The sequence below is a fragment of the Acidisoma sp. 7E03 genome, from assembly GCF_054665075.1.
Window position 1 is genome coordinate 175,272 of record NZ_BAAFHE010000010.1, and the last position, 23,747, is coordinate 199,018.

Here is a 23,747-nt window from a genome sequence, read left to right on the forward strand (position 1 = left end):
CCTTGGCCCTCGGCTTCTTGAAGACGAAAGCGCGGAAATCGCCGCAGACCACCCCGAGCTGGGTGCCCCCGGCCGCCGAACCCGAAGGCGAAGGCCGCCCGGCACTGCTCGTCCTGGCGCATCCAGCCATCCACCGGTCGCGCGCGAATGCCGCGCTGCTGGAGACGGTCCACCGCCGCGCAGACGTGACCGTGCATGACCTCTATCGGAAATACCCCGATTTCCTGATCGACGTGCCTGCCGAGCAGAAGAAGCTCGTCGCCCATCCCCTGATCATCCTGCAGTACCCCCTCTACTGGTATTCGACCCCGGCCCTGCTCAAGGAATGGCTGGATGCCGTGCTGCTGCACGGCTTCGCCTTCGGCCGTAGCGGGACTGCGCTGCGCGGCAAGACGTTGATGGTTGCCGTCACCGCCGGCGGCGATCACCACGCCTACCGGCCGGAAGGGATCAATCGCTACTCCATGGCCGAGTTTCTGCGGCCGATGGAGGCGACGGCGCATCTCTGTGGCCTGACATGGGCCCAGCCCTTCGTCCTGCATGACGCGATCCGGATGGGCGATGCCGGCCGCAGGCTCGCGGCCGACGCCTATGACGCCCATCTCGAAGACGCGATCGCCCAGGTCACGACCGCGCAGGGAGCCGGGGCATGAATACCGATACCGTCCTGCTGCAGGCCCTCGTCTATCTCGCGGCAAGCGTGGTCGCCGTGCCCATCGCCAAGCGCGCTGGCCTCGGCTCCGTCCTCGGCTATCTCATCGCCGGCGCCGTCATCGGGCCCTATGCCCTGCACCTCGTGGGCGACCAGAAGGACGTCATGGGCTTCGCCGAATTCGGCGTCGTCATCCTGCTCTTCCTCATCGGTCTCGAAGTGCGACCGGCGCTGCTGTGGACGATGCGTGCGGCGATCTTCGGCCTGGGCCTGGCCCAGGTTCTGGGCATCGGGGCCTGCTTGGCCGCGGCCGCCTTCCTGCTCGGCCTGCCCTGGCAGCAGGCGGTGGCGGTGGGCGCGATCCTCGCCATGTCCTCTACCGCCATCGTCTTGCAGACGCTGGACGAGAAGGGCCTGCGACGCGGCCCCGTCGGCACCGCCGCCTTCGGCGTGCTGTTGTTCCAAGATCTCTCGGTGATTCCGCTGCTCGTCCTGCTGCCGCTGCTGGGCGACATGCAGGCCGCGGCCCCCGGCGAGGATGGTGGGCTGCACGGCTGGATCCATGCGCTCGCCGTTCTCGCCGCCGTCGGCCTCATCGTCACCTTCGGCCGCTATATGACGGCGCCAATCTTCCGCTTCATCGCCGCCACCCGGCTCCGCGAACTCTTCACCGCAACCGCCCTCCTCCTCGTCTTCGCGGTGACGGCGCTGATGCAGGCGGTGGGCGTTTCCCCCGCCCTCGGCGCCTTCCTCGCGGGCGTCATGCTGGCCGAGAACGAATTTCGCCGCGAGCTGGAAGCCGATATCGAACCCTTCCGCGGCCTGCTGCTCGGCCTCTTCTTCATCACAGTGGGGGCCAGCCTCGACTTCAAGCTGGTGGCCGAGCATCCCGTGCTGGTGCTGGGCCTCACCGTCGGGCTCATGGCCATCAAGGGTGTGGCGATGACGGGGCTCGGGCGGCTCTTCCACCTGACCATGGGCGATGCGCGGATGGTCGGCGTCTCGCTGTCCCAGGGCGGGGAATTCGCCTTCGTGCTGACCAGCTTCGTGGTAGGCGCCCATGTTTTGCCGCACGATCTCGGCGCCCTGCTCAACGCCGTCGTCGCCGTCTCCATGGTGCTGACGCCGCTGGTCTTCCTGGGGCATGAGCGGATGGCGACCATGCCCGACCGCGCCGACGGGCCGAAGCCGGAGGCCCCGAGCTTCGACGCGGACCCCGACGTCATCGTCGCGGGCTACGGGCGTTTCGGGCAGATCGCCGGGCGTCTCATCCGCGCCAATGGCTTCAAGACCTCGGTGCTCGACATCAGCACTAGCCAGATCGAGCTGCTGCGGCGCTTCGGCCAGCGCGTGCAATATGGCGATGCCTCGCGCATCGAACTGCTGCAGGCGGCAGGTGCCGAGAAGGCGAAGCTCCTGATCGTCGCGATCGATGACCGGGAGAAGGCGCTGGAACTGGTGGAGGCTGCCCGGCACGCCTTTCCCGAGATCAAGATCCTCGCCCGCGCCTGGGATCGCCGCGCCGCCTACGACCTGCTGAACCATGGCGCAGACGTGGTGGAGCGTGAGACCTTCGAAGGGTCCCTCGCCCTGGCCCGTACCGCGCTCGAGAAGCTCGGCCTGCATCCGCATCAGGCGCATCGCGCGGCGGCCATCTTCCGCCGGCATGACCGCAAGCTTTTCCACAAGCTGCGCCCGCTCTGGGGCAATGAGGAAGGCTTCGTCCTCGCCTCCCGCCAGAGCGCGCAGACGCTGGAGGCGCTGATGATGGCGGAGCGCCAGGGCCAGGACCTGTCGGACCTCGACCTCGGCTGGGACACGACCTCGCTCGCGCGGGAGATGGAGACGGAGGAGCGGGAGTAGCAGCCGCCCCGCCGCTCAGATGTCGCCCGGCTCCACGGCCAGCGGCGCGGGCGGCATCGCATCCTCCTCCGCGATCCAGGCGCGGAGCAAGGTGTAGGCCACGGCAAGCACCGCGGGGCCGATGAAGAGGCCGATCAGGCCGAAGGCGCCAAGGCCGCCGAGCACGCCCACGAGGACGAGCAGCATCGGCAGGTTCGCCTCCTTCCGGATGAGCAGCGGCCGCATCAGATTGTCGATGGCAATGGCGACGACGGTGATGACCAGCAGCACCGTGCCCATGAGATACTGACCCGAGACGTACATCCAGATGTCGGCGGGGATCAGCACGATGCCCGGCCCCACCTGCGCCACGCAGAAGATGAACATCACGGCGGTCAGCAGGGTGGCCAGCGGCACGCCGGCGATGACGAGGCCGATGCCGCCGACCGCCGCATCCACCAGCGAGGTGAGCATGACACCGAGGGCCACGGCCCGGATGGCGCGGGCCCCCAGCACCACCATCTGCCGCCCGCGCTCACCGCCCAGCCGGCCGCCGAAGGCGAGCGCGACGGAGGCACCGGCCTCGCCATGCGTGCTCATGATGGCGACGATCACGGTGGTCAGGATGAACTGCACCAGCAGCCGGCCGAAGCTGCCGATGGAGCCCAGGAACCACTGGGCGGTGGAGCCGATATAGGGCGTGGCGGAGGGCAGCACCTTGCCGATGCCACTGCCCTGGAACTTGTCCCAGGCTTCCTGCAGCTTGTAGCCGATGAGCGGCACCGTCTCGACCCAGGGCGGTGGCGGCGGCAGCCGGAAGCTGACCACCGCATGCGCAAGCCCGATCAGGCTGTCGATGTGGTTCAGGATGGTGGTGACGGCGAGCCAGAAGGGCACGACGAAGAGCACGACGACGATGAGCGTCATCGCCGCAACCGCGAGGCCGCGGCTGCCACCCATCAGCCGCTGCAAGCGCAGCAGCAGCGGCCAGATGGCGACGACGATGGTGGTGGCCCAGATCGTCGCCGGCAGGAAGGGCTTCAGTACCCAGACGGAACAGAGCGTCAGCCCGCCGATGAAGAAGAGCATCATCATCAGCCGGGTGGGATCGGCGCGCGTGCGGGGTGCGCCAGCCGGGGGCACCCCGGCCGTGGATGGTCCGGCCGGAGATGGTCCGGCCGGGGATGGCCCGGCCGGGAAAGGAGCCGTCCTGTCAGACTGGTCCGGCATGGCGGCTCCTCTCTGACCTCAAGCCATCCTGAGTCAAGCCATGGGGGCTCAGGCGGTGGCCTTCGCCGCCTCGTCGCTCAGCGCATGCGGCAGATATTGCACGAAATCCTTCGGCACGACCTGCCAGATGGCACCCAGCGTCTGCTCCCAGTTGTGCAGCAGCATGGCGGCGTAGCGGCTGTTCGTCTCATGCACGTGGCGTTCGACCAGGCCGCGCAGACGGCTCTCCCAATAGGCGGAGCCGACCCGCTGCCAAGTCAGCGTCTCCGGGTTGATCCGGCATTCCAGCTCGTTCTCCGGATCGTACAGGAAGGCAACGCCGCCCGTGAAGCCCGCGCCGAAATTGTCCCCGAAGCTGCCGAGGATGACCACCGTTCCTCCGGTCATGTATTCGCAGCCGTTGGAGCCGCAGCCTTCCACCACCGCCGTCGCGCCCGAATTGCGCACCGCGAAGCGCTCCCCCGCCTGGCCGGCGGCGAAGAGTTGGCCGGAGGTCGCACCATAGAGGCAGGTATTGCCGATGATGGTGTTGGCGTGGCTGCGCATCTTCGAGGAGGGCGCGGTCCGCACCACGATGGTGCCGCCCGACAGACCCTTGCCGACATAGTCGTTCGCGTCGCCGATGACTTCGAGCTTCAGCCCCTGCACGCCGAAGGCGCCGAGGGACTGGCCGGCGGAGCCGCGCAGCCGCACGCTGACATGGCCGGCCGGCAGCCCGGTCTCGCCGAACTTCCGCACGATGGCACCCGAGAACTTCGTGCCGATGGCCCGATGGGTGTTTCGGATGTTGTACTGCAGCTGCATCTTCTCGCGCCGCTCGAAGAAGGGCGTGGCATCCGCGATCATCTGCGCGTCCAGCGTCTCGGGCACTTCGTTGCGGCCCTCGAGCGTGCAGTAGCGCGGATAGGGGCCGGGATCGGCCTGCGCCAGGATCGGGTTGAGATCGAGATCGTCCAGCAACGTGCTGCCGCGGCTGATCTGATGCAGCAGATCAGTGCGGCCGATCACCTCCGTCAGGCTGCGGAAACCGAGCGAAGAAAGAATCTCGCGCACTTCCTCGGCGATGAAGGAGAAGAGGTTGATGACTTTCTCCGGCGTGCCCTCGAACTTGGCGCGCAGCGTCTCGTCCTGGGTGCAGACGCCCACGGGGCAGGTGTTGCTGTGGCACTGACGCACCATGATGCAGCCCATGGCGACGAGGCTCGCCGTCCCGATGCCGAATTCCTCGGCACCGAGCATGGCGGCAATCACCACGTCCCGCCCGGTCTTGAGACCGCCATCGGTGCGCAGCTTCACGCGGTGGCGCAGCCGGTTGAGCATCAGCACCTGATGCGCTTCCGACAGCCCCATCTCCCACGGCAGGCCGGCATACTTGATGGAGGTCAGCGGCGACGCACCCGTGCCGCCTGAATGGCCGGAGATGAGGATCGCATCCGCCTTCGCCTTGGCGACGCCGGCCGCGATGGTGCCGATGCCGGAGCGCGAGACGAGCTTCACGCAGACGGTCGCTTCCGGGTTGATCTGCTTCAGATCGTAGATGAGCTGCGCCAGATCCTCGATCGAATAGATGTCGTGATGCGGCGGCGGGCTGATCAGCATCACGCCGGGCGTGGAATGCCGCAGCTTGGCGATAAGGCCCGTCACCTTGAAGCCGGGCAGCTGGCCGCCTTCGCCGGGCTTGGCACCCTGAGCCACCTTGATCTCGATCTCGCGGCAGTTGTTCAGATAGGTCGCGGTCACGCCGAAGCGGCCGGACGCGATCTGCTTGATCGCCGAGGAGGCGTTGTCACCATTGGCGCGCGGCTTGAAGCGCTCTGGGTCCTCGCCACCCTCGCCGCTGTCGGAGCGCGCGCCGATGCGGTTCATGGCGATGGAGAGGGTTTCGTGCGCTTCCGGCCCGAGGGCACCGAGCGAGATGCCCGGCGCGATCAGCCGCTTGCGGATTTCCGTGATGCTCTCAACGTCTTCCAGAGGAATGGGTGAGAGGCCGTCGGTGCGGAAATCGAGCAGGTCGCGCAGCGCCACGGGCGGAAGCCTGCGGCAGGCGGCCGAATACTTCCGGTAGGTCGTGTAGCTGTCGGTCGCGACCGCCGTCTGCAGCACATGGATCAGGCTGCCGTCGAAGGCATGGGTCTCGCCACCGCGGCGCAGCCTGTAGTTGCCGCCGACGGGCAGCGGCGCCACGCCTTCGGCCCAGGCGGCCTTGTGCAGCTCCAGCACCTTGCGGGCGATGCCGGTGAGGCCGATGCCCGAGATGCGGGACTGCATGCCCGGGAAGAACTCCCCCACCAGCGCACGGCTGAGGCCGATCGCCTCGAAGTTGTAGCCACCCCGATAGGAGGAGAGGACGCCGATGCCCATCTTCGCCATGGTCTTGAGCAGGCCCTTGTCGAGGGCCTTCTTGTAGCGCGTGACCGCGGCACGCACCGTCATCTCGCCGAAGAGGCCGCGGCGCAGCCGGTCGGCGATCGACTCCTGCGCGAGATAGGGATTGATCGTCGTCGCGCCGACACCGACGAGGACGGCGACGTAATGCACGTCCAGGCACTCGGCCGAACGGACGTTGACGCTGGTGAAGGTGCGCAGGCTGTTGCGCACGAGATGCGTATGCACCGCACCCGTCGCCAGGATCATCGGGATCGCGACGCGGCCAGGGCCCATCGCCTCGTCACTCAGGATGAGATGGGCGGCACCAGCGCGCACGGCCTCTTCCGCCTCCTGGCGGATGCGGTCGATACCGCGCCGCAGCCCGGCTTCGCCCTGCTCCACCGGGAAGGTCGCGTCGATCGCGGTCACCGACGCGCCCATCTTCTCGCGCATGGCGAGGAACTCGCCGGTCGAGAGGATGGGGCTGTCGAGCTGCAGGATGTCGAACTGATGCTCGCCCTCCTCCAGCACGTTGCCGAGATTGCCGAGCCGCGTCTTGATCGACATCACGCGGGTCTCGCGCAGGCTGTCGATGGGCGGGTTCGTCACCTGGCTGAAGTTCTGGCGGAAATAATGATGCAGGCCGCGGTAGCGGTCGGAGAGCACGGCGATGGGCGTATCGTCGCCCATGCTGCCTGTCGCCTCGTTCGCATCCTCCACCATGGGCTGCAGGATGGTCTCCATCTCCTCCAGCGTCATGCCGGTCGCATGCTGTCGGCGCCGCAGCTCCTCGGTCGCGAAGGCCACCGGCTCCACCGTGTCGGTCTTCACCAGATCGTCGATCCGCACGATGCGCTTCGCCCATTCGCCATAGGGGTGACGGGCGGCGAGCTGGTCCATGATCGTCGCGTTGTCATAGAAACGCGGCTCTTCGAGATCGACCGCGATCATCTGGCCGGGGCCGACACGGCCCTTCTCCACGATCATCGATTCGTCGAACTTGACCATGCCGGTCTCGGAGCCGACGACGAGCAGATCGTTGCTCGTCACCGTATAGCGCAGCGGGCGCAGGCCGTTGCGGTCGAGCCCCGCCACCACCCACCGGCCGTCGGTCGCCGTCACCGCGGCCGGGCCGTCCCACGGTTCCATCACCGCGTTGCAGTATTCGATCATGTTGCGATGCGCTTCAGGCATGAAGGAGGTCGCGCCGATCGAGGGCGGGATCATCATCGCCTTGACCATCGCGGCATCGCGGCCGGAGCGGATCAGCAGCTCGAAGACATTGTCCATCGAGGCGGTGTCCGAGCCCCCCGCCTGCACAACGGGCTTGATGTCTTCCATGTAGGCATCGAGCAGTTCCGAAGAGAGCCGCGTCTCGTGGCTCTTCATCCAGTTCACGTTGCCGTTGATGGTGTTGATCTCGCCATTATGCGCGATCGAACGGAAGGGCTGCGCCAGCTTCCAGGTGGGGAAAGTGTTGGTCGAATAGCGCTGGTGATAGATCGCGAAGCGCGAGACGAAGCGCGGGTCGAGCAGGTCCGGATAGAATTCCGTCAGGCTCTCGGCCAGGAACATGCCCTTGTAGATGATCGAGCGGCAGGAGAGCGAACAGAAGTAGAGATCCGGGATCTGCGCCGCGATGGTCTGCTTCTCGATCCGGCGGCGGATGACGTAGAGGTCGCGCTCGAACTCTTCTTCCGAGACGCCGCGCGCATTCCACAGCATGATCTGCTCGATCTCGGGCCGCGTCGCATTCGCCTTCTCGCCGATGCAGGCGACGTTGATGGGCACCTGGCGCCAGCCGTAGATTTCGTAGCCGAGGGCCAGGATTTCGGTCTCCACGATCTCGCGGCAGCGCTCCTGCGCGCCGAGGTCGGTCTTCGGCATGAAGACTTGGCCGACCGCGATCGGGCCGGGGCGCAGCACGGCGCCGCTCCGCTCCACGGCGGCGGCGAAGAAATCCTGCGGGATTTCGACATGGATACCGGCGCCGTCGCCGGTCTTGCCATCGGCATCCACCGCACCGCGATGCCAGACCGCCTTCAGCGCGTCGATGCCGGCCTGCACCACGTCACGCCGGCGGCGGCCGTCGAGGGCCGCGATCATGCCGACGCCGCAGGCATCATGCTCCTGGCTGAAATCATAGGAGCCGGCGAGCGCCGTGGTATTGCGCGCCCAACCCTCGACGAATTCGGTGCCGCTTTCCAGCACCGCGCCCATCAGGCCTTCCGTCTCGATCCGGTCAGTCATGGCGTTCTCCTCATCGTGCAGCCCGAAGGCTGCCGGCCACCCCTTGGGCAGGGGCGCGTCACGTTCAATCGATCTTCAAACCCTGGGCGGCGAGCTTGCCGGCATCGGCCTTCAGCACGGCTTCGCCGGCCTGGCCGATCCAGACGTGCCCCGCCTCCACCATCTGATGGGTCAACTCCGGCTGCAGGGTCTGTAGCTTCTGCCCCACCGGGGTCTGATAGAAAGCGAGGATCTGGGTCATCTCCTCGGCGGTGAAGGCCTGGCCGTAGAGCGCGGCGATCGCCGCCACGAACTTCGGCTCCTCCGCGCGCAGATCGGGCATCAGAATCTGGTCGACCACCGGCTCCACCTTCTCGGGCGGCTGCTTGTTGTTGTCGGCGAGCGACTGCACCAGCACGAGCTTGAGCCCCTGCAGCGCGGCATCCGCCACCTGCTGGATGCCGATCGCCTGCACCAGCTGGGTCGCGAGCTGCATCTGCGCCGTGGTGAGCGGCGGGGGCGCGTTGTCTGCGCGCGCGGCTGGCACACCCAGTGCAACCGCCGCCGCGACGGCGACGGTCACAACAAACCGGCTCACCCTTCTGCCGTCATTCGCGGGCTTGACCCGCGCATCCACCCGCAGGGGCGCCCCGCCGGGTCGGTCCCCGGGACAGCCCGAGGGCGGCCCCACCCGGGGATGACGCTGCTCTTTGCGTACCACGTTCATTCCGCCGCCACGGGGACGGTCGCGGGCTGCTGGATATAGGCGTGCACCTGCGCCGCCACGTCCTGCCCATCCTTGATCGCCCAGACCACGAGGCTCGCGCCGCGCACGATGTCGCCGGCTGCGAAGACGCCGGGGATCGAGGTCATGAAGCTGCGGTGGTTGACGCGCAGCGTGCCCCAGCGGCTGACCTCGAGCCCCGCTTCGCCGAACATCTTCGGCATGTCCTCGGGGTCGAAGCCGAGCGCCTTGATGACGAGATCGGCGTCGATATTGAAGTGGCTGCCGGCCACCGGCTCCACCGACTGGCGGCCCGAGGCATCGGGCAGGCCGAGATGCATGCGCACCGCGCGCACACCGGAGACGTGGCCCTCGCCCAGGAAGGCTTCCGGGGCGGAGAGCCAAACGAAGTCCACACCCTCCTCCTCGGCGTTCTTCACCTCGCGCAGCGAGCCCGGCATGTTGGCGCGGTCGCGGCGATAGAGGCACTGCACCGACTTGGCGCCCTGGCGCACGGCTGTGCGCACGCAATCCATCGCCGTATCGCCGCCGCCGATGACGACGACGCGCTTGCCTTCGGCATTGAGCAGGCCATTCGCGAAATCCGGCACGGTCTCGCCGAGACCGAGCTTGTTGGAGGCCGTGAGGTAGTCGAGCGCCGGGACGATCCCGGCGAGGCCGGCGCCGGGGCCGCCGATGTCGCGCGCCTTGTAGACACCGGTCGCGATGACGACGGCGGCATGCTTCGCCCGCAACGCGGCGAAGGAGATGGTGTCCGCCTCACCGTCGCCGATGGCGCAGTTGAGGTGGAACTGGATGCCGCAGTCTTCCAGATACTTCCAGCGACGCAGAACGACGTCCTTCTCCAGCTTGAACCCCGGGATGCCGTAGATCATCAGCCCGCCCGGCCGGTCGTAGCGGTCATAGACATGCACCTGATAACCCTGAGCGCGCAGCCGTTCGGCCGCAGCGAGGCCACCCGGACCCGCACCGATGATGGCGACCGATTCCGCGCGTTCCTGCGCCGGCTTCACCGGCGTCACCCAGCCGTTTTCGAAGGCGGTGTCGGTGATGTAGCGTTCGACCGCACCGATCGTGACGCTGTCGAAGCCCTTCTCGATGACGCAGTTGCCCTCGCACAGCCGGTCCTGCGGGCAGATGCGGCCGCAGATCTCGGGGAAGGTATTGGTGGCCGAAGAAACCTCGTAGGCTTCCTGGAGGCGGCCTTCGGCGGTCAGCCGCAGCCAGTCCGGGATGTGGTTACCGAGCGGGCAATGGACGGAACAGAAGGGCACGCCGCACTGGCTGCAGCGGCTGGCCTGTTCGGAGGCGCGCGCCGGGTCGAAGCGGTTGTAGATCTCGTCGAAATCCTTCAGGCGCAGATCGACGGCGCGCTTCTGGGGGATCTTCTGGGGCGTATGCACGAATTTCAGCATGCGCTCGGCCATGGACGGTCCTCCGGCAGAAAAGGGAGCAGGCAGCCGCCTTCGCGACTGCGGAACGGTGATCTTCTCTAGCTGGATTTTTTTTGAGCGCGAAGGGAAATCAGCAAGAAAGTCAGTAATGCGTACCTAGTTTCGGCGCATGGCAGCCATTCACTGCGGCTGACCATTAGAACTTCTGGATAAGTAAGACCGAATCGGTCCTATCGAGCAAAGGCGAAAGCTTTTGGGGCCGGATCGGACCAAAAAGAACGCGCGACAAGCCCGAGGCGTACAAGAACAAAAAACGCCGCCGGGCAGAACCCTGCGGCGTTTTTGTTCGCGACAGAGGGCGCCTCCAGTCAGCGCGCGAGAGCACCCTCGATCAGCGCCACCGTCTCGGCCACACCATAGAGCGCCACGAAGCCGCCAAAGCGCGGCCCTTCGCTCTGGCCGAGCAGCACCTGATACAGACAGCCGAACCAGTCCTTCAGCGCCGGGAAGGGATGGCGCTTGCCCACCTCATAGACCAGGGTCTGGATGTCCTCGGCAGAGGTGCCGGGCGCGACCTGGCGGAGTTCGGCCGCGAGATCAGCGAGCGCCGCGCGCTCCACCTCGGTCGGCTCCCGGAAGGCCTTCTTCGGCTTCACGAAGTCCTGGTAATAGGCGACGGCGTAGCCCACCAGCTTGGCCAGGAAGGGCGAGGTTTCCGGCGTCAGATCCGGCGAATAGCGGCGGATGAAGCCCCAGAGGATGTCCGGTGTCTCGGCATTGGCGACGGAGGCGAGGTTCAGCAGCATGCCGAAGCTGATCGGGCTGCCGGCATCTGCGGGCACCGGGCCGCCATGGATGAACCAGGCCGGATTGCTCTCATCCACATGCTCTTCGCGCTGTGCTTTGGCGACATGGGCGAGGTAATCGTCCACCGCGCGGGGAATGACGTCGAAGAACAGCCGCTTGGCCCGCTGCGGCGCGTTGAACATGAAGAGGCTGAGGCTCTCCTGCGGCGCGTATTTCAGCCACTCCTCGATCGCGAGCCCATTGCCCTTGGACTTGGAGATCTTCTGCCCCTTGTCGTCCAGAAACAGCTCGTAATTGAAGCCGGCCGGCGGTTCGGCGCCAAGGATGCGGCAGATCTCGCCCGAAAGCTTGATGCCCTCGATATGGTCCTTGCCCGCCATCTCGTAATCGACGCCGAGGGCCGCCCAGCGCATGGCCCAGTCGGCTTTCCACTGCATCTTGGCGCCGCCGCCAGTGACCAGCGTTTCGTAGAAGGTGCCGTCCTCCGGGTCGCGCCAGCACACGGTGCCGGCCTCAGGGTCCACCTTCTCGATGATCACCTGCATGACGATGCCGGTCTTCGGATGCACCGGCAGGATCGGCGAATAGGTGGCGCGCCGCTCCGGCCCGAGGGTCGGCAGGACAACGGCCTTGATCTCTTCATGGCGGCGCAGCGCCTGGCGCAGCGCCTCGTCAAAAACGCCAGCGCGGTAGCTCTCGGTCGCCGAGATGAATTCATAGTCGAAGCCGAAACCGTCGAGGAAGGCGCGCAGGCGCGCGTTGTTGTGGTGGCCGAAGCTCTCATGCGTGCCGAAGGGGTCGGGCACGTCTGTCAGCGGCTTGCCGAGGAATTCGCGCAGCATCTCGCGGTTCGGCACATTGTCCGGCACCTTGCGCATGCCATCCATATCGTCCGAAAAGGCGATGAGGCGCGACGGCAGGCCGGTCAGCGCCGTAAAAGCCTGACGCACCCAGGTGGTGCGGGCGACCTCGCCGAAGGTGCCGATATGCGGCAGGCCGGAGGGGCCGTAGCCGGTTTCGAACAGGGCCACGCCTTTGCCCGTTTTTTCCAGACGAGCGACCACTTTGGCCGCTTCTTCGAAGGGCCAGACTTTCGGGGCAGGCGTGGTTCGGGCGATCTGGTTCATGGCTCGTTTCAGTAAGAAAGGTGCGGTATCCGGTCAATGAAGGTTGCGGTATGAGTGCGTCCCGGCCGGCTACGGCCCTCTCCTTGCCGGACTGGCCCGCGCTCGCCGCCGGCAGCGGCCATGCCGTGCTGCTCACCCCGGATGGCGAGATGCTCGATCTCGCAGGCCGGGACCTTGCAGCCCGGCTGGAAGAATTCGGGCCGCCGCTGCTGGTCCATGCCCCTGCCTGCTGGCGCCGCCTCGGCCTGCGCCCCCTGCCCGCCTATGACCTGCTGGAGCTTTTCGCCTTCGTCCGCCCGGCCCACGCCGTGGTGCCGACCGTGCGCGGCCTTGCCGAAGCGCTCGGCCTGCCGCCGCCCGGGCCAGGGCTGGAGGCCGCGGCGGCGCTGCTGCCCGACATCGCGCTCGCCTTGCTGCGCGAAGTCTACGAAACGGCAACCCGGCCCGCCCAGCGGGATGCCGCCGCGCTCGCCCATCGCATGGGGACGGCCGGCTGGGGCTGGGGGCCGCTGGTGGTGGAGGCCCTCGACGCTGGCGGCGCCCCCCCGCCTCCGGCGAAGGACGCCAACGCCTTCCGCGTCTGGCGGCGGCTGCCCGAATGGGAGGAGACGGCGCCACCTCCGCCACCGTCCAGCCTGCCCGTCTCTTCGGCGGAAGCGCGCTCCCGCCTCGCCCGCCTGCTGGGCGAAGCCGCGGAGCAGCGCCAGGGCCAGGCGGATTACGCCTCCGCCGCGGCCGCCGCCTTCGAGCCCCGCACCACGGAAGGCGCCCCGCATCTCGTCCTCGCCGAAGCCGGCACCGGCACCGGCAAGACCCTCGGCTACGTCGCACCCGCCAGCCTCTGGGCCGAGCGCAACCACGCGCCGGTCTGGATCTCGACCTACACCCGGCATCTCCAGCGCCAGGTGGAAGGCGAGTTGGAACGGCTCTTCCCGGACCCCGCCGAACGGCAGCGCCGCGTCGTGCTGCGCAAGGGGCGGGAGAACTATCTGTGCCTGCTCAATATGGAGGATGCGGTCACCGCCGCGCTCTCCGGCGTCAACCCCGGCATCACCATCCCGCTCGGCCTCATCGCGCGCTGGGCGGCGGTGACGAGCGACGGGGATATCCTCGGCGGCGACCTACCGGGCTGGTTCATGGAACTCTTCGGCGCGCCTCTGCTGGGCAGCCTCGCCGATCGGCGGGGCGAATGCCTCTATGCCGCCTGCACCCATTGGAAGCGCTGCTTCGTGGAGCATAGCATCCGCCGCGCGCGGGAGGCTGATCTCGTCGTCGCCAACCACGCGCTGGTGCTGACGCAGGCGGCCTGGGGCGGCCTCGACGACAATTACGTGCCCACCCGCTACGTCTTCGACGAGGGGCACCATATCTTCGATGCCGCCGACGCCGCTTTCTCCGCCGAGCTTTCGGGGCGGGAGACCGCCGAGCTTCGCCGCTGGCTGCTGGGCGCGGAAGGCATGCGCAGCCGCGGCAAGGGGCTGACGAGCCGCATCGGCGATCTCGTCTCCGGCCAGGCCGATCTGGTGGTGCCGCTCGATGCCGCGCTGATGGCGGCCCGCAGCCTGCCTGCGCCCGGCTGGGGCATGCGGCTGGAGAGTGACCCCGCCGCAACGGCCCCGGACTCGGAACCGGCACAAGCCAACCCCTCGGAAACCTTCTTCGCGGCTCTCCGCCGGCAGATCCTCGCCCGGCTCTCCGGCCGCGGCTCCGAGTACGAGGCGCGGGCGGGCTTCTCGGCCGAATGCGATCTGCAACCAGTCTCGGAAGAGGTCAGGGGTGCGGCCGAGGCGCTGAAGCGCGCGCTCGCGCGCATCGCGGAACCGCTGACCACGCTCCGCACCCGGCTTCTCGCCCGGCTCGACGACGAGGCGGAGGAGTTGGACGCTGGCAGCCGCGCTCGGATCGAGGGGATGGGCCGCACACTGACCCGGCGCGGCATCGAACCTTTGCGCGCCTGGGGGCTGATGCTGGAGGAGCTGATCACGCCGCCCGCAGCCGAGGGCGCTCTGCTGCGCCACATCCAGTTCCTGCGGCTCGACCGGGACGGCGCGCAGGTGCGGGACGTGGCACTGCTGCGCCATTGGCTGGACCCGACGCTGCCCTTCTCCACCACCGTCGCGGCCCCGGCCCATGGCCTCGTCATCACCTCGGCGACGCTGCGCGACGGCGGCGAGGAAGACCCCGAGCAGGCCTGGGCGGAAGCGGAAGCCCGTGTGGGCGCGACGCATCTGCCCCTGCCCGCCATCCGGGCCAGCCTCGCCAGCCCCTTCGATTATGCGACCCGCACACGCGCGCTGGTGGTGAGCGACGTCGATACCGGCGACCCAGCATCGCTGGCCGCCGCCTATCGCACGCTCTTCCTCGCCTCGGGCGGGGGGGCGCTCGGCCTCTTCACGGCGATCGGGCGGCTCCGTTCCGTCCATCGCCGCATCGCGCCTGCGATGGAGGAGGCGGGCCTGCCCCTCTACGCCCAGCACATCGACGCGATGAACAACGCGACGCTGGTGGACATCTTCCGCTCGGAGGAAAACTCCTGCCTGCTCGGCACCGATGCGATGCGGGACGGGGTGGACGTGCCGGGCCGCGCCCTGCGCCTCGTCGTCTTCGAGCGGGTGCCCTGGCCGCGGCCCGACATCCTGCATCGCGAGCGACGGATCCATCTCTCCGGCGGCGCGCCGAAGGAGTTCGACGATCGCATCGCCCGCCTTCGGCTACGCCAGGCCTTCGGCCGGCTCATCCGCCGGGCGGATGACAGGGGTGTGTTCGTGCTGCTTGACCGCCGCACGCCTTCCCGGCTGCTCTCTGCCTTCCCGCCCGGTGTGGCGGTGGAACGGGTCGGACTTGCGGAGGCCGCCGCCACGACCCGACAATTTCTCGGGCCGGAGGATGGGCTGCCATGACGCCGATGACGATGCCACGACGATATGCGACATCCGCCGGCCGCGATCTTCCCTGGCACGCTTGGGAGGGCGCGGCACCGGAGGCCTGACGATGGCCGATGGGACGAATTTTCCGGAAAGCGCCGCGGCACCGCGCCATGCCCGCGTGATCATCACGGCCATGCTGATCTCCACCTTCATGGCGGCGGTGGAGGTCACCGTCATCAGCACCGCCATGCCGGTCATCGTCGGCAAGCTCGGCGGCTTTCACCTCTTTTCCTGGGTCTTCGGCATCTATCTGCTGACGCAGGCGGTGATGACGCCGCTCTACGGCCGGCTGGCCGATAGCTTCGGCCGCAAGCCCGTCTATCTCGGCAGCACCGGCCTCTTCCTGGCCGGCTCCCTGCTCTGCGGCTGTGCCCACAGCATGGTCTGGCTGGTGATCTTCCGCGCCATTCAGGGCATCGGCGGCGGCGGCCTCGCGCCGCTCGGCACCACCATCATCGCCGATGTCTCGGCCCCCGCCGACCGGCCGCGGCTCATGGGCTACGTCTCCGGCGTCTGGGGCATGGCGGCGATTGCGGGCCCGCTGATGGGCGCCTTCTTCGTCCACACCCTGGGCTGGGAATTCTGCTTCTGGGTCAATCTGCCGGTGGGCCTCGTCACCATGACCATGGTCTGGCGCTATCTCTCGGACAGCCATGAGGTGCGGCGGGCCACGCCCATCGACCTGCTCGGCTGCGTGCTGCTGGTCGTGGGCCTCGCGCTGCTCATGGCGGCGCTCGTGCAGTTCGACACGCTGAGCGCGGGCGGGATGGCGGCGATGCTGATCGGCGCGGCCGCATCCCTCGCTGGCTTCGCTGCGCGCGAACGCCGGCTGCGCCATCCGCTGCTGCCGCTGCATCTCATGTTCCGGCGCCTGCTGGTGACGGCCAATCTCTCGGCCTTCCTGGCCGGTGCCCTGCTCCTCGGCGTCACGGCCTTCCTGCCGCCACTGGTGCAGGGGGCGATGGGGCAGAGCGCGCTGCAGGCCGGCATCGTGGTCGGCGTCATCACCCTCGCCTGGACTGTGACGAGCATGACGATCGGCCGCCAGGTCGGCCGCCTCTCGAACCGCAGCCTGGCGGTCGCGGGCGGTCTCGTGCTGCTGGTCGGCATGGTGGCACTGGTGCCGATTGCGGCCGGCCATAGCCTGCTATGGTTGAACCTCATCGGCCTGCCCATCGGCGCCGGCATGGGGCTGACCAGCATCGTCTTCACCATCGCCGTGCAATCGGGCGTGCCGGCGACCGAGCGTGGCCGATCCACCGCCCTCTTCTACTTCAGCCGGTTGATGGGCCAGGCCTTGGGGGCGGCAGCCTTCGGCGGCATCCTCAATGCCGGCCTCGGCGCGACGGGCGGGCATGACGTCATGCGCGAACTGGTCAATCCGCAGCTGCGGGCGGCCCTTTCGCCGGCAGCGCTTGCAGAAGAAGCGGCCCGCCTGTCCCATGCGCTGAACGGCGTCTTCATCCTGGCGGCGGTCATCGCCATCGCCGTGCTGGCCGTCGCGATGCTGGCGCCGCGGCGGACGGCCTGACGCTCAGCCCGGCCGGGCGGCCAAAGCCTCGGCATCCGCGATCCAGTCGGGCGGAACGGGGAAGCCGGCGGCGCCCAGGGCGTCCAGCTCCCGCCAGATCTCGGATGCCGCGGCGGCGGCAAAGGCCGGCGGCATCGTGAGAGACGGGGAGACGTTGAGCCGCGCCGCCGCAAGCTCCGCCGGATAGGCGGCAGGCGCCACCCGCAAGAACGCCTCGATGCCGCGCATCACCTGCAGCGGCTCGGCGGCCATCTCTTCGGCATGCACCACCAGATATTCGCTCGTGTCGCATTCCGCCGCGAGCCGGCTCAGAACCTCGGCATAGCGGCCATTCTGGAAGCAACCGGATTCGGTCAGGAAAGCCTTGAAGGCGGCGGCATCGAAATGGGGCAGTTGATCCAGGCGGCCAATGATGGCGGCGTGGAAACGGGCATGGCTCCAGAGGCGGCGTACCGGGCTGCGCAGCGCATAGAGAATGCGCAGACGGTCGGTGAAGCGCCGCACATGCGCCCATCCCGCCGGCCCGAGATGCGCAGACATATTGCTGAACTCGACACAGAAGGCAGTGCCGCGCCGCGGCGGGAAGAGGCTCGTGAACCAGTGATCGTCGACCGGATCGGCGAGATACGCCTTGTACCAATCGAGGTAAGGCCCGATTTCGGCCGTCGCGAGCGTCGGCAGCTGACCCGAAATATGGCTCGCCGCCGTCGCCCGCCGCTGCTCGGGCGAGAGCAGCGAGAAAGTACCGTAGCATTCCCAGAAGTAGTGGATTTCCTTCACCGGCGCGCAGGAGAGCGCCGGATGGCAGCGCAGCATCTCGTAGAGCCAGCTGGTCCCAGCCTTCATGGCCCCGATCCCCATCAACAAACCGGGCAGCGGCTTCAGGCCGCTCGTCGTGCCCATGGGCAAGGGGGCGGAGGCAAGGCCCTCAATCGAGGGCGCGGGACCCCATGGTCTGGTCATCCTGATCCTTAGACGCGGAACCGTAACGACCTGTGTAGGCCCCATCGGCGCGGCCAGCAAGACCGGGATGCGCCGCCGATCGTCTGACCGCGATCGTCGCCCGGATCAGCGATGGCTCGGGCAGCGCAACGTCAGCGTGTCGTAGGACTCGCTGCCGCCGAAGCTCCATTGATCCAACACCAGCACATTCCCCGGCTGCACGGTGGCGAGTTCGAAGGCGGCCGTCGCGCCGCTGTCGCTGCTCGCTGCCGGCACGGCCTTGTGGACGGACATGCCGTCGCGCAGCGGCGCGTAATCCGTGGCGAAGGGGGCGGCATCGGGCGGCCGGGTGAGCAGCATGTGCAGATAGCCGCCCGATATATCGGCGGCGAAGCTCCAACTGCCATAGGCGAAGGAGGAGGGCTGCACAGAGACGAACTGGCATTCGAGCACGCGCTGCGCCTGGGCCGACCCGCCCGTCATCACCGCAGCCAGCGTCAGCAAGGTGCCTGCGGTCCGGCCGCCCCACCGGCGGAGACACCCCATAATGGCTCCCATGGTCCTCTCCCTGGCCGGTCCGCGTGACCGGAGAACACGATCCGGTCAAGGGCAATATGGGGCGCGGCCGGCCCCGACAAGACGTGGCTCCTGAGCGGCGCCGCCCCCTGTCCCTGGGCGGCATCGCGGGTTAGGCTCGGGACGTCACCCGATAAGACGCAAGATTGGAACGACCATGACCTACATTGCCGATCCCGGCCGCTATGAGGCCATTCCCTATCGCCGCTGCGGCTGCTCCGGCATCCAGCTGCCGGCGATCTCCCTGGGCCTCTGGCACCATTTCGGCGGCACGGACGTTCTGGAAAACGGCCGCGCCATCCTGCGCCGCGCCTTCGACCGCGGCGTCACCCATTTCGACCTGGCCAACAACTATGGCCCGCCCTACGGCTCGGCGGAGGAGAATTTCGGCATCCTGCTGAAGAAGGATTTCGCCGCCTATCGCGACGAGCTGATCATCTCCTCCAAGGCCGGCTGGGACATGTGGCCCGGCCCCTACGGCATGGGCGGCAGCCGCAAATACCTCATCGCGAGTTGCGACCAGAGCCTCAAGCGCATGGGGCTGGACTATGTCGACATCTTCTATTCTCACCGGCCGGATTTCGAGACGCCGCTGGAAGAGACGATGGACGCGCTCGCCCAGCTCGTGCGCCAGGGCAAGGCGCTCTATGTCGGCATCTCCTCCTACGGGCCGGAGCTGACGAAGAAGGCCTCGGCTCTGCTGCGCGAACGCGGCGTGCCGCTGCTGATCCACCAGCCCTCCTACTCCATGCTCAACCGCTGGGTGGAAGGCGGCCTGCTGCAGGCGCTGGAAGAGATCGGCACCGGCTGCATCGCCTTCTCCCCGCTCGCTCAGGGCCTGCTCACCAACAAATATCTCGGTGGAATCAAGGAGGGCACCCGCGCCGCCGAGGACCGCTACTTCTCGAAGGACCTCATCACCGAGGAAAACCTCACCTATGTCCGCGCGCTGAACGGCATCGCGGAACGGCGCGGCCAGTCGCTGGCGCAGATGGCGATCGCCTGGGTGCTGCGCCAGCCGGGCGTGACCTCGGCCCTGATCGGCGCGCGCAACGTCGCCCAGCTCGACAATGCGCTGGACGCGACGAAGAACCTCACCTTCTCCGAGGCGGAATTGGCGGAGATCGACCAGTATGCGCGCGAGGGGGGCATCGACCTCTGGCGCGAAGTATCCTCCTTCGAGGGGTGAATGGATCGGGGCCGGGGCGCGTCTCCGGCCCTGTCTGAGAGATCAACGAGGAGACTGCCCCAGGCATGGCCGACGTTCAGGATACCGACACGCCCCCGCAGGCGGTGGGCGCCACCGTCTCGTTGCAGGAGCGGCAATACCGCACGCTGAAAAACGCGGACATGTTCGGCGTCTTCGATCTGTCCGGCAATATCCTGCCCTATGAGGGCGGTACGGAAGGACTCTACAACCGCGACACGCGCCACCTCTCCGTCTTCGATCTGTCGATCGGCGGCGGCCGGCCGGTGTTGCTGAGTTCCACCATTCGCGACGACAACACCGCGCTGATCTGCGACCTGTCGAACCCCGACCTGTCGCAGAACGGCCGCGTCGTGCTGGACCACGGCTCGGTCCACGTGCGCCGCACGCGATTCATGATCAATGCCACCTGCTTCGAGCGGATCGAGCTGCGCAGCTTCGCGCAGGCGCCAGCGCGCCTGCGGATCGAAATCGGCTTCGACAGCGACTTCGCCGATCTCTTCGAGGTACGCGGCGAAACCCGCCTGCGCCACGGCACGCGCGAGGCGGCGGAGATCACGGCTGACCGGGTGACGCTCGGCTACCGGGGGCTCGACGGGCGGCGCCGTACCACGGCGCTCCGCTTCAGCCCCGAGCCCACGGCGCTGGACGGCAGCCGCGCGACCTTCGATGTCACGCTGCAGCCCGAGCGCCGCCACGTCCTCTACGTGGAAATCGCCTGCGGCGAGGAGCCGGCGGTGCCGGCGCGGGACGTCCGGGCCAATTACCTCGCCTCCCTCGTGGAGGCGCGGCGCTGGATGCGCACCCGCTCCGCCCGCGCCGCCGCCATGGAGAGCTCGAACGAGCTGTTCAACGAGGCGATCCGCCGCGCCATCGCCGATCTCTACATGCTGATCACGGAGAAGCCGACCGGGCTCTACCCTTATGCCGGCATTCCCTGGTTCACCGCCGTCTTCGGCCGGGACGCCCTGATCACCGCCTATCAGGCGCTGTGGCTGGACCCGACGATTGCCCGCGGTGTGCTGCGCTTCCTGGCCGCGACGCAGGCGACGACGGTGGACCCCGCGGCCGACGCCGAGCCGGGCAAGATCGTGCACGAAATGCGCAACGGCGAAATGGCCGAACTCGGCGAAGTGCCCTTCCGACGCTACTACGGATCGGTGGACAGCACACCGCTCTTCATCATGCTGGCCGGTGCCTATGTCGAACGCACGCATGACGACAACACGGCGCAGCAGATCTGGCCGAACCTCGACGCCGCGATGAGCTGGATCGAGCAGCATGGCGACCGTGACGGGGACGGTTTCGTCGAATACTACCGCGCGACGGGCGCCGGGTTGCAGAACCAAGGCTGGAAGGACAGCGCCGACAGCATCTTCCATGCCGACGGCAGGCTGGCGGAAGGGCCGATCGCGCTCTGCGAAGTGCAGGGCTACGTCTATGCCGCGCGCCGCGCGATGGCGCTGATCGGCCGCAGGCTCGGCCATCATGAGGTTGCGGCCGAGCAGGAGCAGAAGGCGGAAGCGCTGCGTCGGTCCTTCGAAGAGATCTTCTGGTGCGAGGAACTCGGAACCTATGCCCTCGCGTTGGACGGACAGAAGCGGCCCTGCCGGGTCAAAAGCTCCAACCCCGGCCACCTTCTGCTCGCCGGCATCGTCTCGCCCGAGCGCGCCGCGCGCATGGCCGAAGGCTTCATGGGGCACGACTTCTTCTCAGGCTGGGGCATCCGCACCATCGCCAGCACCGAAGCGCGCTACAATCCCATGGCCTATCACAACGGCTCCGTCTGGCCGCACGACAATGCGCTGATCGCCATGGGTCTCGCCCGCTACGGCCATACCGAGGCGGTGGCGAAGATCTTCGAAGGCCAGTTCTCGGCGGCGCTGCACATCGACATGCGGCGCCTGCCGGAACTCTTCTGCGGCTTCGCGCGCCGCCGGGCGCAGGGGCCGACGTTCTACCCCGTCGCCTGTTCGCCCCAGGCCTGGGCGGCCGGCGCCCTGCCCGCCCTGCTCCAAGCCTCGCTCGGCATCGCGATCGAGCCCGAGACGCGCACCGTCGTCTTCAGCAATCCCCGCCTGCCGCCCTTCCTCGAAGAGATGGTGCTGCATCGCCTGGCGATCGGCCCCGCGCATGTGACGGTGCATCTGCGGCGCGTCGGCGACGAGGTGGCGCTCAACGTCGTCGAGCGGCAGGGCGCGATCCACGTCGTGGTGCGGAGCTAGAGTCTCTCAGATCTTGCGTAAACTCCTCCCAAAATCGTCATGCCCGGCCTTGAGCCGGGCATCTACCCGCCTGGGCGCCCCGACAATGTTGCTAAACCGCAACGGGTAGACCCGCGGCATGAAGCCGCGGGTGACGACGAAAGAAGGGCACACATTAAATCCCGGCAGATTCTAGCTGCCTCACGGATAGGCTTCGCGGCAGAGCCGCACGACCGTCTCGCGCAACCAGCGATGCGCGGGATCGGCCTCGAGCCGCGGATGCCATAGGGCGGCGATCGCGAAAGCCGGCAGCGCCACCGGCGGCGCAAAGCTCGCAAGCCCGAGGGCCGTTGCATGGTCCGGCACCAGCGCATGGCCGAGGCAGGAGCGCGGGACGAGGCCGATCAGGTCCGACCGTGCGATGACCCGCATGGCATCGGGATAGTTGGGAAGCACCAGAGTGACGCGGCGCTTCAGGCCCCGCGCCTCCAGAATCGGGTCGATCGGCTCGCGGTCCTCGCCCTTGCGGGAGGCGACGGCGTGCTGGCAGGCGGCGTAGGCCTCGGTCGTCACCGCGGCCGCCCGCAGCAGCGGATGGCCGCGCCGGGCGATACCGACCAGTTGATCCCGAAACAGAAGCTGGGTCCGTACTTCGGGCGCTGCCGTCTTCACCACACCGATTTCAAGATCGACCCGCCCGTCCCTCATGGGCTCGGCATCCCAATCGGGCTTGGGGAGGAAACGGAGCTGCACATGGGGCGCCGCCGCTGCGACACGTGCCGCGACCGGCGCCGCCAGAAGCTCGACGAACCCCTCCCCGGCGCGAAGGGAGAAGCGGCGCTCCAGCCGGGCGAGATCAAGGCCGCCTGGCGTCGGCCCCAGCACCGCCCGCGCTTCCCGCATCAGCTCCGGCACCCGCGTCGCCAGCCATTCGGCATGCGGCGTCGGCACCAGGCTACGACCCGCCTGCACAAGGAGGCCGTCCCCCGTTACCGCCCGAAGCCGCGTGAGAGTCCGGCTCGTGGCCGAGGGACTAAGGCCGAGGCGCCGGGCCGCTCCCGTCACACTGCGCTCGGCGAGTAGCGCCTCCAGCGCCGTCAGCAGATTCAGATCAAGGCTCATCCTCTTCCGATACGCCATCCGCCGCCCGATCCATAGCGTTTCATGCAATGATTCATTGCAGCACACGCGTCTGGTGCAATCATTATGGGCGAGTCACCTCTGGACGACCCCAGAGGAGCGCATCATGACCGCAGCGGACACCCCATCACCCCGCCCCGCCATCCTGCTCATCGGCGCGTCACGTGGCCTCGGCCATGCCATGGCCGCCGCATTCGTGCGCCATGGCTGGCACGTCTTCGGCACCGTACGGCAGGAGACGCCGCCCACCCCGCTGCATGATCTAGCAGCCCGTCATCCCACCGAAGTCGAGATCGGACGACTGGACATCCGTGACGCGGACCAGCTTGCCGCCTTGGCAGAGAGCCTGGCGGGCCGGCGGTTCGACATCCTTTTCGTCAATGCCGGCACCACCAATCCGGACCCGAGCCAGACGATCGGCCAGGTATCGACCGAGGATTTCGTGGATCTCATGATCACCAATGCGCTGAGCCCGATGCGGGTGATCGAGCGGCTGCAGGCCCTGGTCCCCGAGGACGGGCTGATTGGCGTGATGTCCTCCGGCCAGGGCAGCATCGCCCAGAACGAGAGCGGCCAGCGCGAGCTTTATCGGGGCAGCAAGGCGGCGCTGAACATGTTCATGCGCAGCTTCGCGGCGCGGCAATCCGCCATCCGTCGCGCCATCGCGGTGATGGCGCCCGGCTGGGTACGCACCGAACTCGGCGGCCCGGAAGGAAAGCTCGCGATCGAGGAGAGCATTCCGAGTCTGGTGCGCGTGCTGCTCGCACAACGCGGCACGCCCGGCATCGTCTACCGCGATTATCTGGGACGGACGGTGCCCTGGTGAG

15 protein-coding genes are annotated in these 23,747 nt (G+C 67.9%); 7 read left to right on the top strand and 8 right to left on the bottom strand.

All coding sequences use genetic code 11. From position 1 onward, the window contains the following. Nucleotides 1-2: 2 nt before the first annotated feature. Together ACYQ6W_RS16525 and ACYQ6W_RS16530 are read left to right on the top strand one after the other, a co-directional pair. Entirely contained in the window at nt 3-653 is a 651-nt protein-coding gene (locus tag ACYQ6W_RS16525; RefSeq protein WP_459676837.1) for an NAD(P)H-dependent oxidoreductase, read from the top strand. Further along, entirely contained in the window at nt 650-2,515 is a 1,866-nt protein-coding gene (locus ACYQ6W_RS16530; RefSeq protein WP_459676838.1) for a monovalent cation:proton antiporter-2 (CPA2) family protein, read from the top strand. Before ACYQ6W_RS16525 ends, ACYQ6W_RS16530 begins: the two co-directional genes overlap by 4 nt. A 15-nt stretch (nt 2,516-2,530) precedes the next feature. Here ACYQ6W_RS16530 and ydiK read toward each other — a convergent pair whose 3' ends face one another. The 5 genes from ydiK to ACYQ6W_RS16555 all read right to left on the bottom strand — a co-directional run bounded on the left by ydiK (nt 2,531) and on the right by ACYQ6W_RS16555 (nt 12,393). Further along, a complete protein-coding gene (ydiK, locus tag ACYQ6W_RS16535) occupies nt 2,531-3,637 on the bottom strand; it encodes an AI-2E family transporter YdiK (RefSeq protein ID WP_459676840.1) in 1,107 nt (368 codons plus the stop codon). A gap of 135 nt (nt 3,638-3,772) precedes the next feature. Then, nucleotides 3,773-8,341: a glutamate synthase large subunit gene (gene gltB, locus ACYQ6W_RS16540; protein WP_459676841.1), complete on the bottom strand. Its 4,569-nt coding sequence runs from the start codon at nt 8,339-8,341 to the stop codon at nt 3,773-3,775. A 64-nt stretch (nt 8,342-8,405) separates the two neighbouring features. Further along, on the bottom strand, nt 8,406-8,918 hold the full coding sequence (locus ACYQ6W_RS16545; protein WP_459676842.1) for a DUF2059 domain-containing protein: 513 nt from the start codon (nt 8,916-8,918) through the stop codon (nt 8,406-8,408). A gap of 125 nt (nt 8,919-9,043) precedes the next feature. Then, nucleotides 9,044-10,492 (bottom strand): NAD(P)-dependent oxidoreductase, encoded by a 1,449-nt coding sequence (locus ACYQ6W_RS16550; protein ID WP_459676844.1) that lies wholly within the window; start codon nt 10,490-10,492, stop codon nt 9,044-9,046. Nucleotides 10,493-10,827: 335 nt separating this feature from the next. Next, entirely contained in the window at nt 10,828-12,393 is a 1,566-nt protein-coding gene (locus ACYQ6W_RS16555; protein ID WP_459676845.1) for a lysine--tRNA ligase, read from the bottom strand. Between the two features lie 50 nt (nt 12,394-12,443). Between ACYQ6W_RS16555 and ACYQ6W_RS16560 the strand changes: the two genes are divergently transcribed. After that, the gene (locus tag ACYQ6W_RS16560; protein WP_459676846.1) at nt 12,444-15,293 is read left to right on the top strand and encodes an ATP-dependent DNA helicase; all 2,850 of its coding nucleotides are present in this window, start codon (nt 12,444-12,446) and stop codon (nt 15,291-15,293) included. 91 nt (nt 15,294-15,384) lie between these two features. Continuing rightward, nucleotides 15,385-16,851, top strand: a complete 1,467-nt coding sequence (locus ACYQ6W_RS16565; protein ID WP_459676847.1) for an MFS transporter — start codon at nt 15,385-15,387, stop codon at nt 16,849-16,851. Nucleotides 16,852-16,854: 3 nt separating this feature from the next. Here the strand turns inward: ACYQ6W_RS16565 and ACYQ6W_RS16570 are convergent, their stop codons facing one another. Together ACYQ6W_RS16570 and ACYQ6W_RS16575 are read right to left on the bottom strand one after the other, a co-directional pair. Then, a complete protein-coding gene (locus tag ACYQ6W_RS16570; RefSeq protein ID WP_459676848.1) occupies nt 16,855-17,814 on the bottom strand; it encodes a sulfotransferase domain-containing protein in 960 nt (319 codons plus the stop codon). A gap of 105 nt (nt 17,815-17,919) precedes the next feature. After that, nucleotides 17,920-18,351, bottom strand: a complete 432-nt coding sequence (locus tag ACYQ6W_RS16575; RefSeq protein WP_459676850.1) for a hypothetical protein — start codon at nt 18,349-18,351, stop codon at nt 17,920-17,922. A gap of 175 nt (nt 18,352-18,526) precedes the next feature. On the opposite strand from ACYQ6W_RS16575, the gene mgrA reads away from it, so the two are divergent. Together mgrA and ACYQ6W_RS16585 are read left to right on the top strand one after the other, a co-directional pair. Beyond that, nucleotides 18,527-19,558 (top strand): L-glyceraldehyde 3-phosphate reductase, encoded by a 1,032-nt coding sequence (mgrA, locus tag ACYQ6W_RS16580; protein WP_459676851.1) that lies wholly within the window; start codon nt 18,527-18,529, stop codon nt 19,556-19,558. 65 nt (nt 19,559-19,623) lie between these two features. After that, nucleotides 19,624-21,801, top strand: a complete 2,178-nt coding sequence (locus ACYQ6W_RS16585; RefSeq protein WP_459676852.1) for an amylo-alpha-1,6-glucosidase — start codon at nt 19,624-19,626, stop codon at nt 21,799-21,801. Nucleotides 21,802-21,981: 180 nt separating this feature from the next. On the opposite strand, the gene ACYQ6W_RS16590 is transcribed toward ACYQ6W_RS16585, so the two are convergent. Beyond that, a complete protein-coding gene (locus ACYQ6W_RS16590; RefSeq protein ID WP_459676853.1) occupies nt 21,982-22,902 on the bottom strand; it encodes a LysR family transcriptional regulator in 921 nt (306 codons plus the stop codon). 124 nt (nt 22,903-23,026) lie between these two features. Here ACYQ6W_RS16590 and ACYQ6W_RS16595 point away from each other — a divergent pair, with 124 nt between their 5' ends. Beyond that, complete coding sequence (locus tag ACYQ6W_RS16595) at nt 23,027-23,746, top strand: SDR family NAD(P)-dependent oxidoreductase (RefSeq protein ID WP_459676855.1); 720 nt, start codon at nt 23,027-23,029, stop codon at nt 23,744-23,746. Nucleotide 23,747 lies beyond the last annotated feature (1 nt).

Coding starts and splice junctions, on each gene's coding strand:
- ACYQ6W_RS16570 (WP_459676848.1), bottom strand. CDS start 17,814: ATGACCAGACCATGGGGTCCCGCGCCCTCGATTGAGGGCCTTGCCTCC.
- mgrA (WP_459676851.1), top strand. CDS start 18,527: ATGACCTACATTGCCGATCCCGGCCGCTATGAGGCCATTCCCTATCGC.
- ACYQ6W_RS16585 (WP_459676852.1), top strand. CDS start 19,624: ATGGCCGACGTTCAGGATACCGACACGCCCCCGCAGGCGGTGGGCGCC.
- ACYQ6W_RS16575 (WP_459676850.1), bottom strand. CDS start 18,351: ATGGGAGCCATTATGGGGTGTCTCCGCCGGTGGGGCGGCCGGACCGCA.
- ACYQ6W_RS16595 (WP_459676855.1), top strand. CDS start 23,027: ATGACCGCAGCGGACACCCCATCACCCCGCCCCGCCATCCTGCTCATC.
- ACYQ6W_RS16565 (WP_459676847.1), top strand. CDS start 15,385: ATGGCCGATGGGACGAATTTTCCGGAAAGCGCCGCGGCACCGCGCCAT.
- gltB (WP_459676841.1), bottom strand. CDS start 8,341: ATGACTGACCGGATCGAGACGGAAGGCCTGATGGGCGCGGTGCTGGAA.
- ACYQ6W_RS16590 (WP_459676853.1), bottom strand. CDS start 22,902: ATGAGCCTTGATCTGAATCTGCTGACGGCGCTGGAGGCGCTACTCGCC.
- ACYQ6W_RS16555 (WP_459676845.1), bottom strand. CDS start 12,393: ATGAACCAGATCGCCCGAACCACGCCTGCCCCGAAAGTCTGGCCCTTC.
- ACYQ6W_RS16530 (WP_459676838.1), top strand. CDS start 650: ATGAATACCGATACCGTCCTGCTGCAGGCCCTCGTCTATCTCGCGGCA.
- ACYQ6W_RS16560 (WP_459676846.1), top strand. CDS start 12,444: ATGAGTGCGTCCCGGCCGGCTACGGCCCTCTCCTTGCCGGACTGGCCC.
- ACYQ6W_RS16550 (WP_459676844.1), bottom strand. CDS start 10,492: ATGGCCGAGCGCATGCTGAAATTCGTGCATACGCCCCAGAAGATCCCC.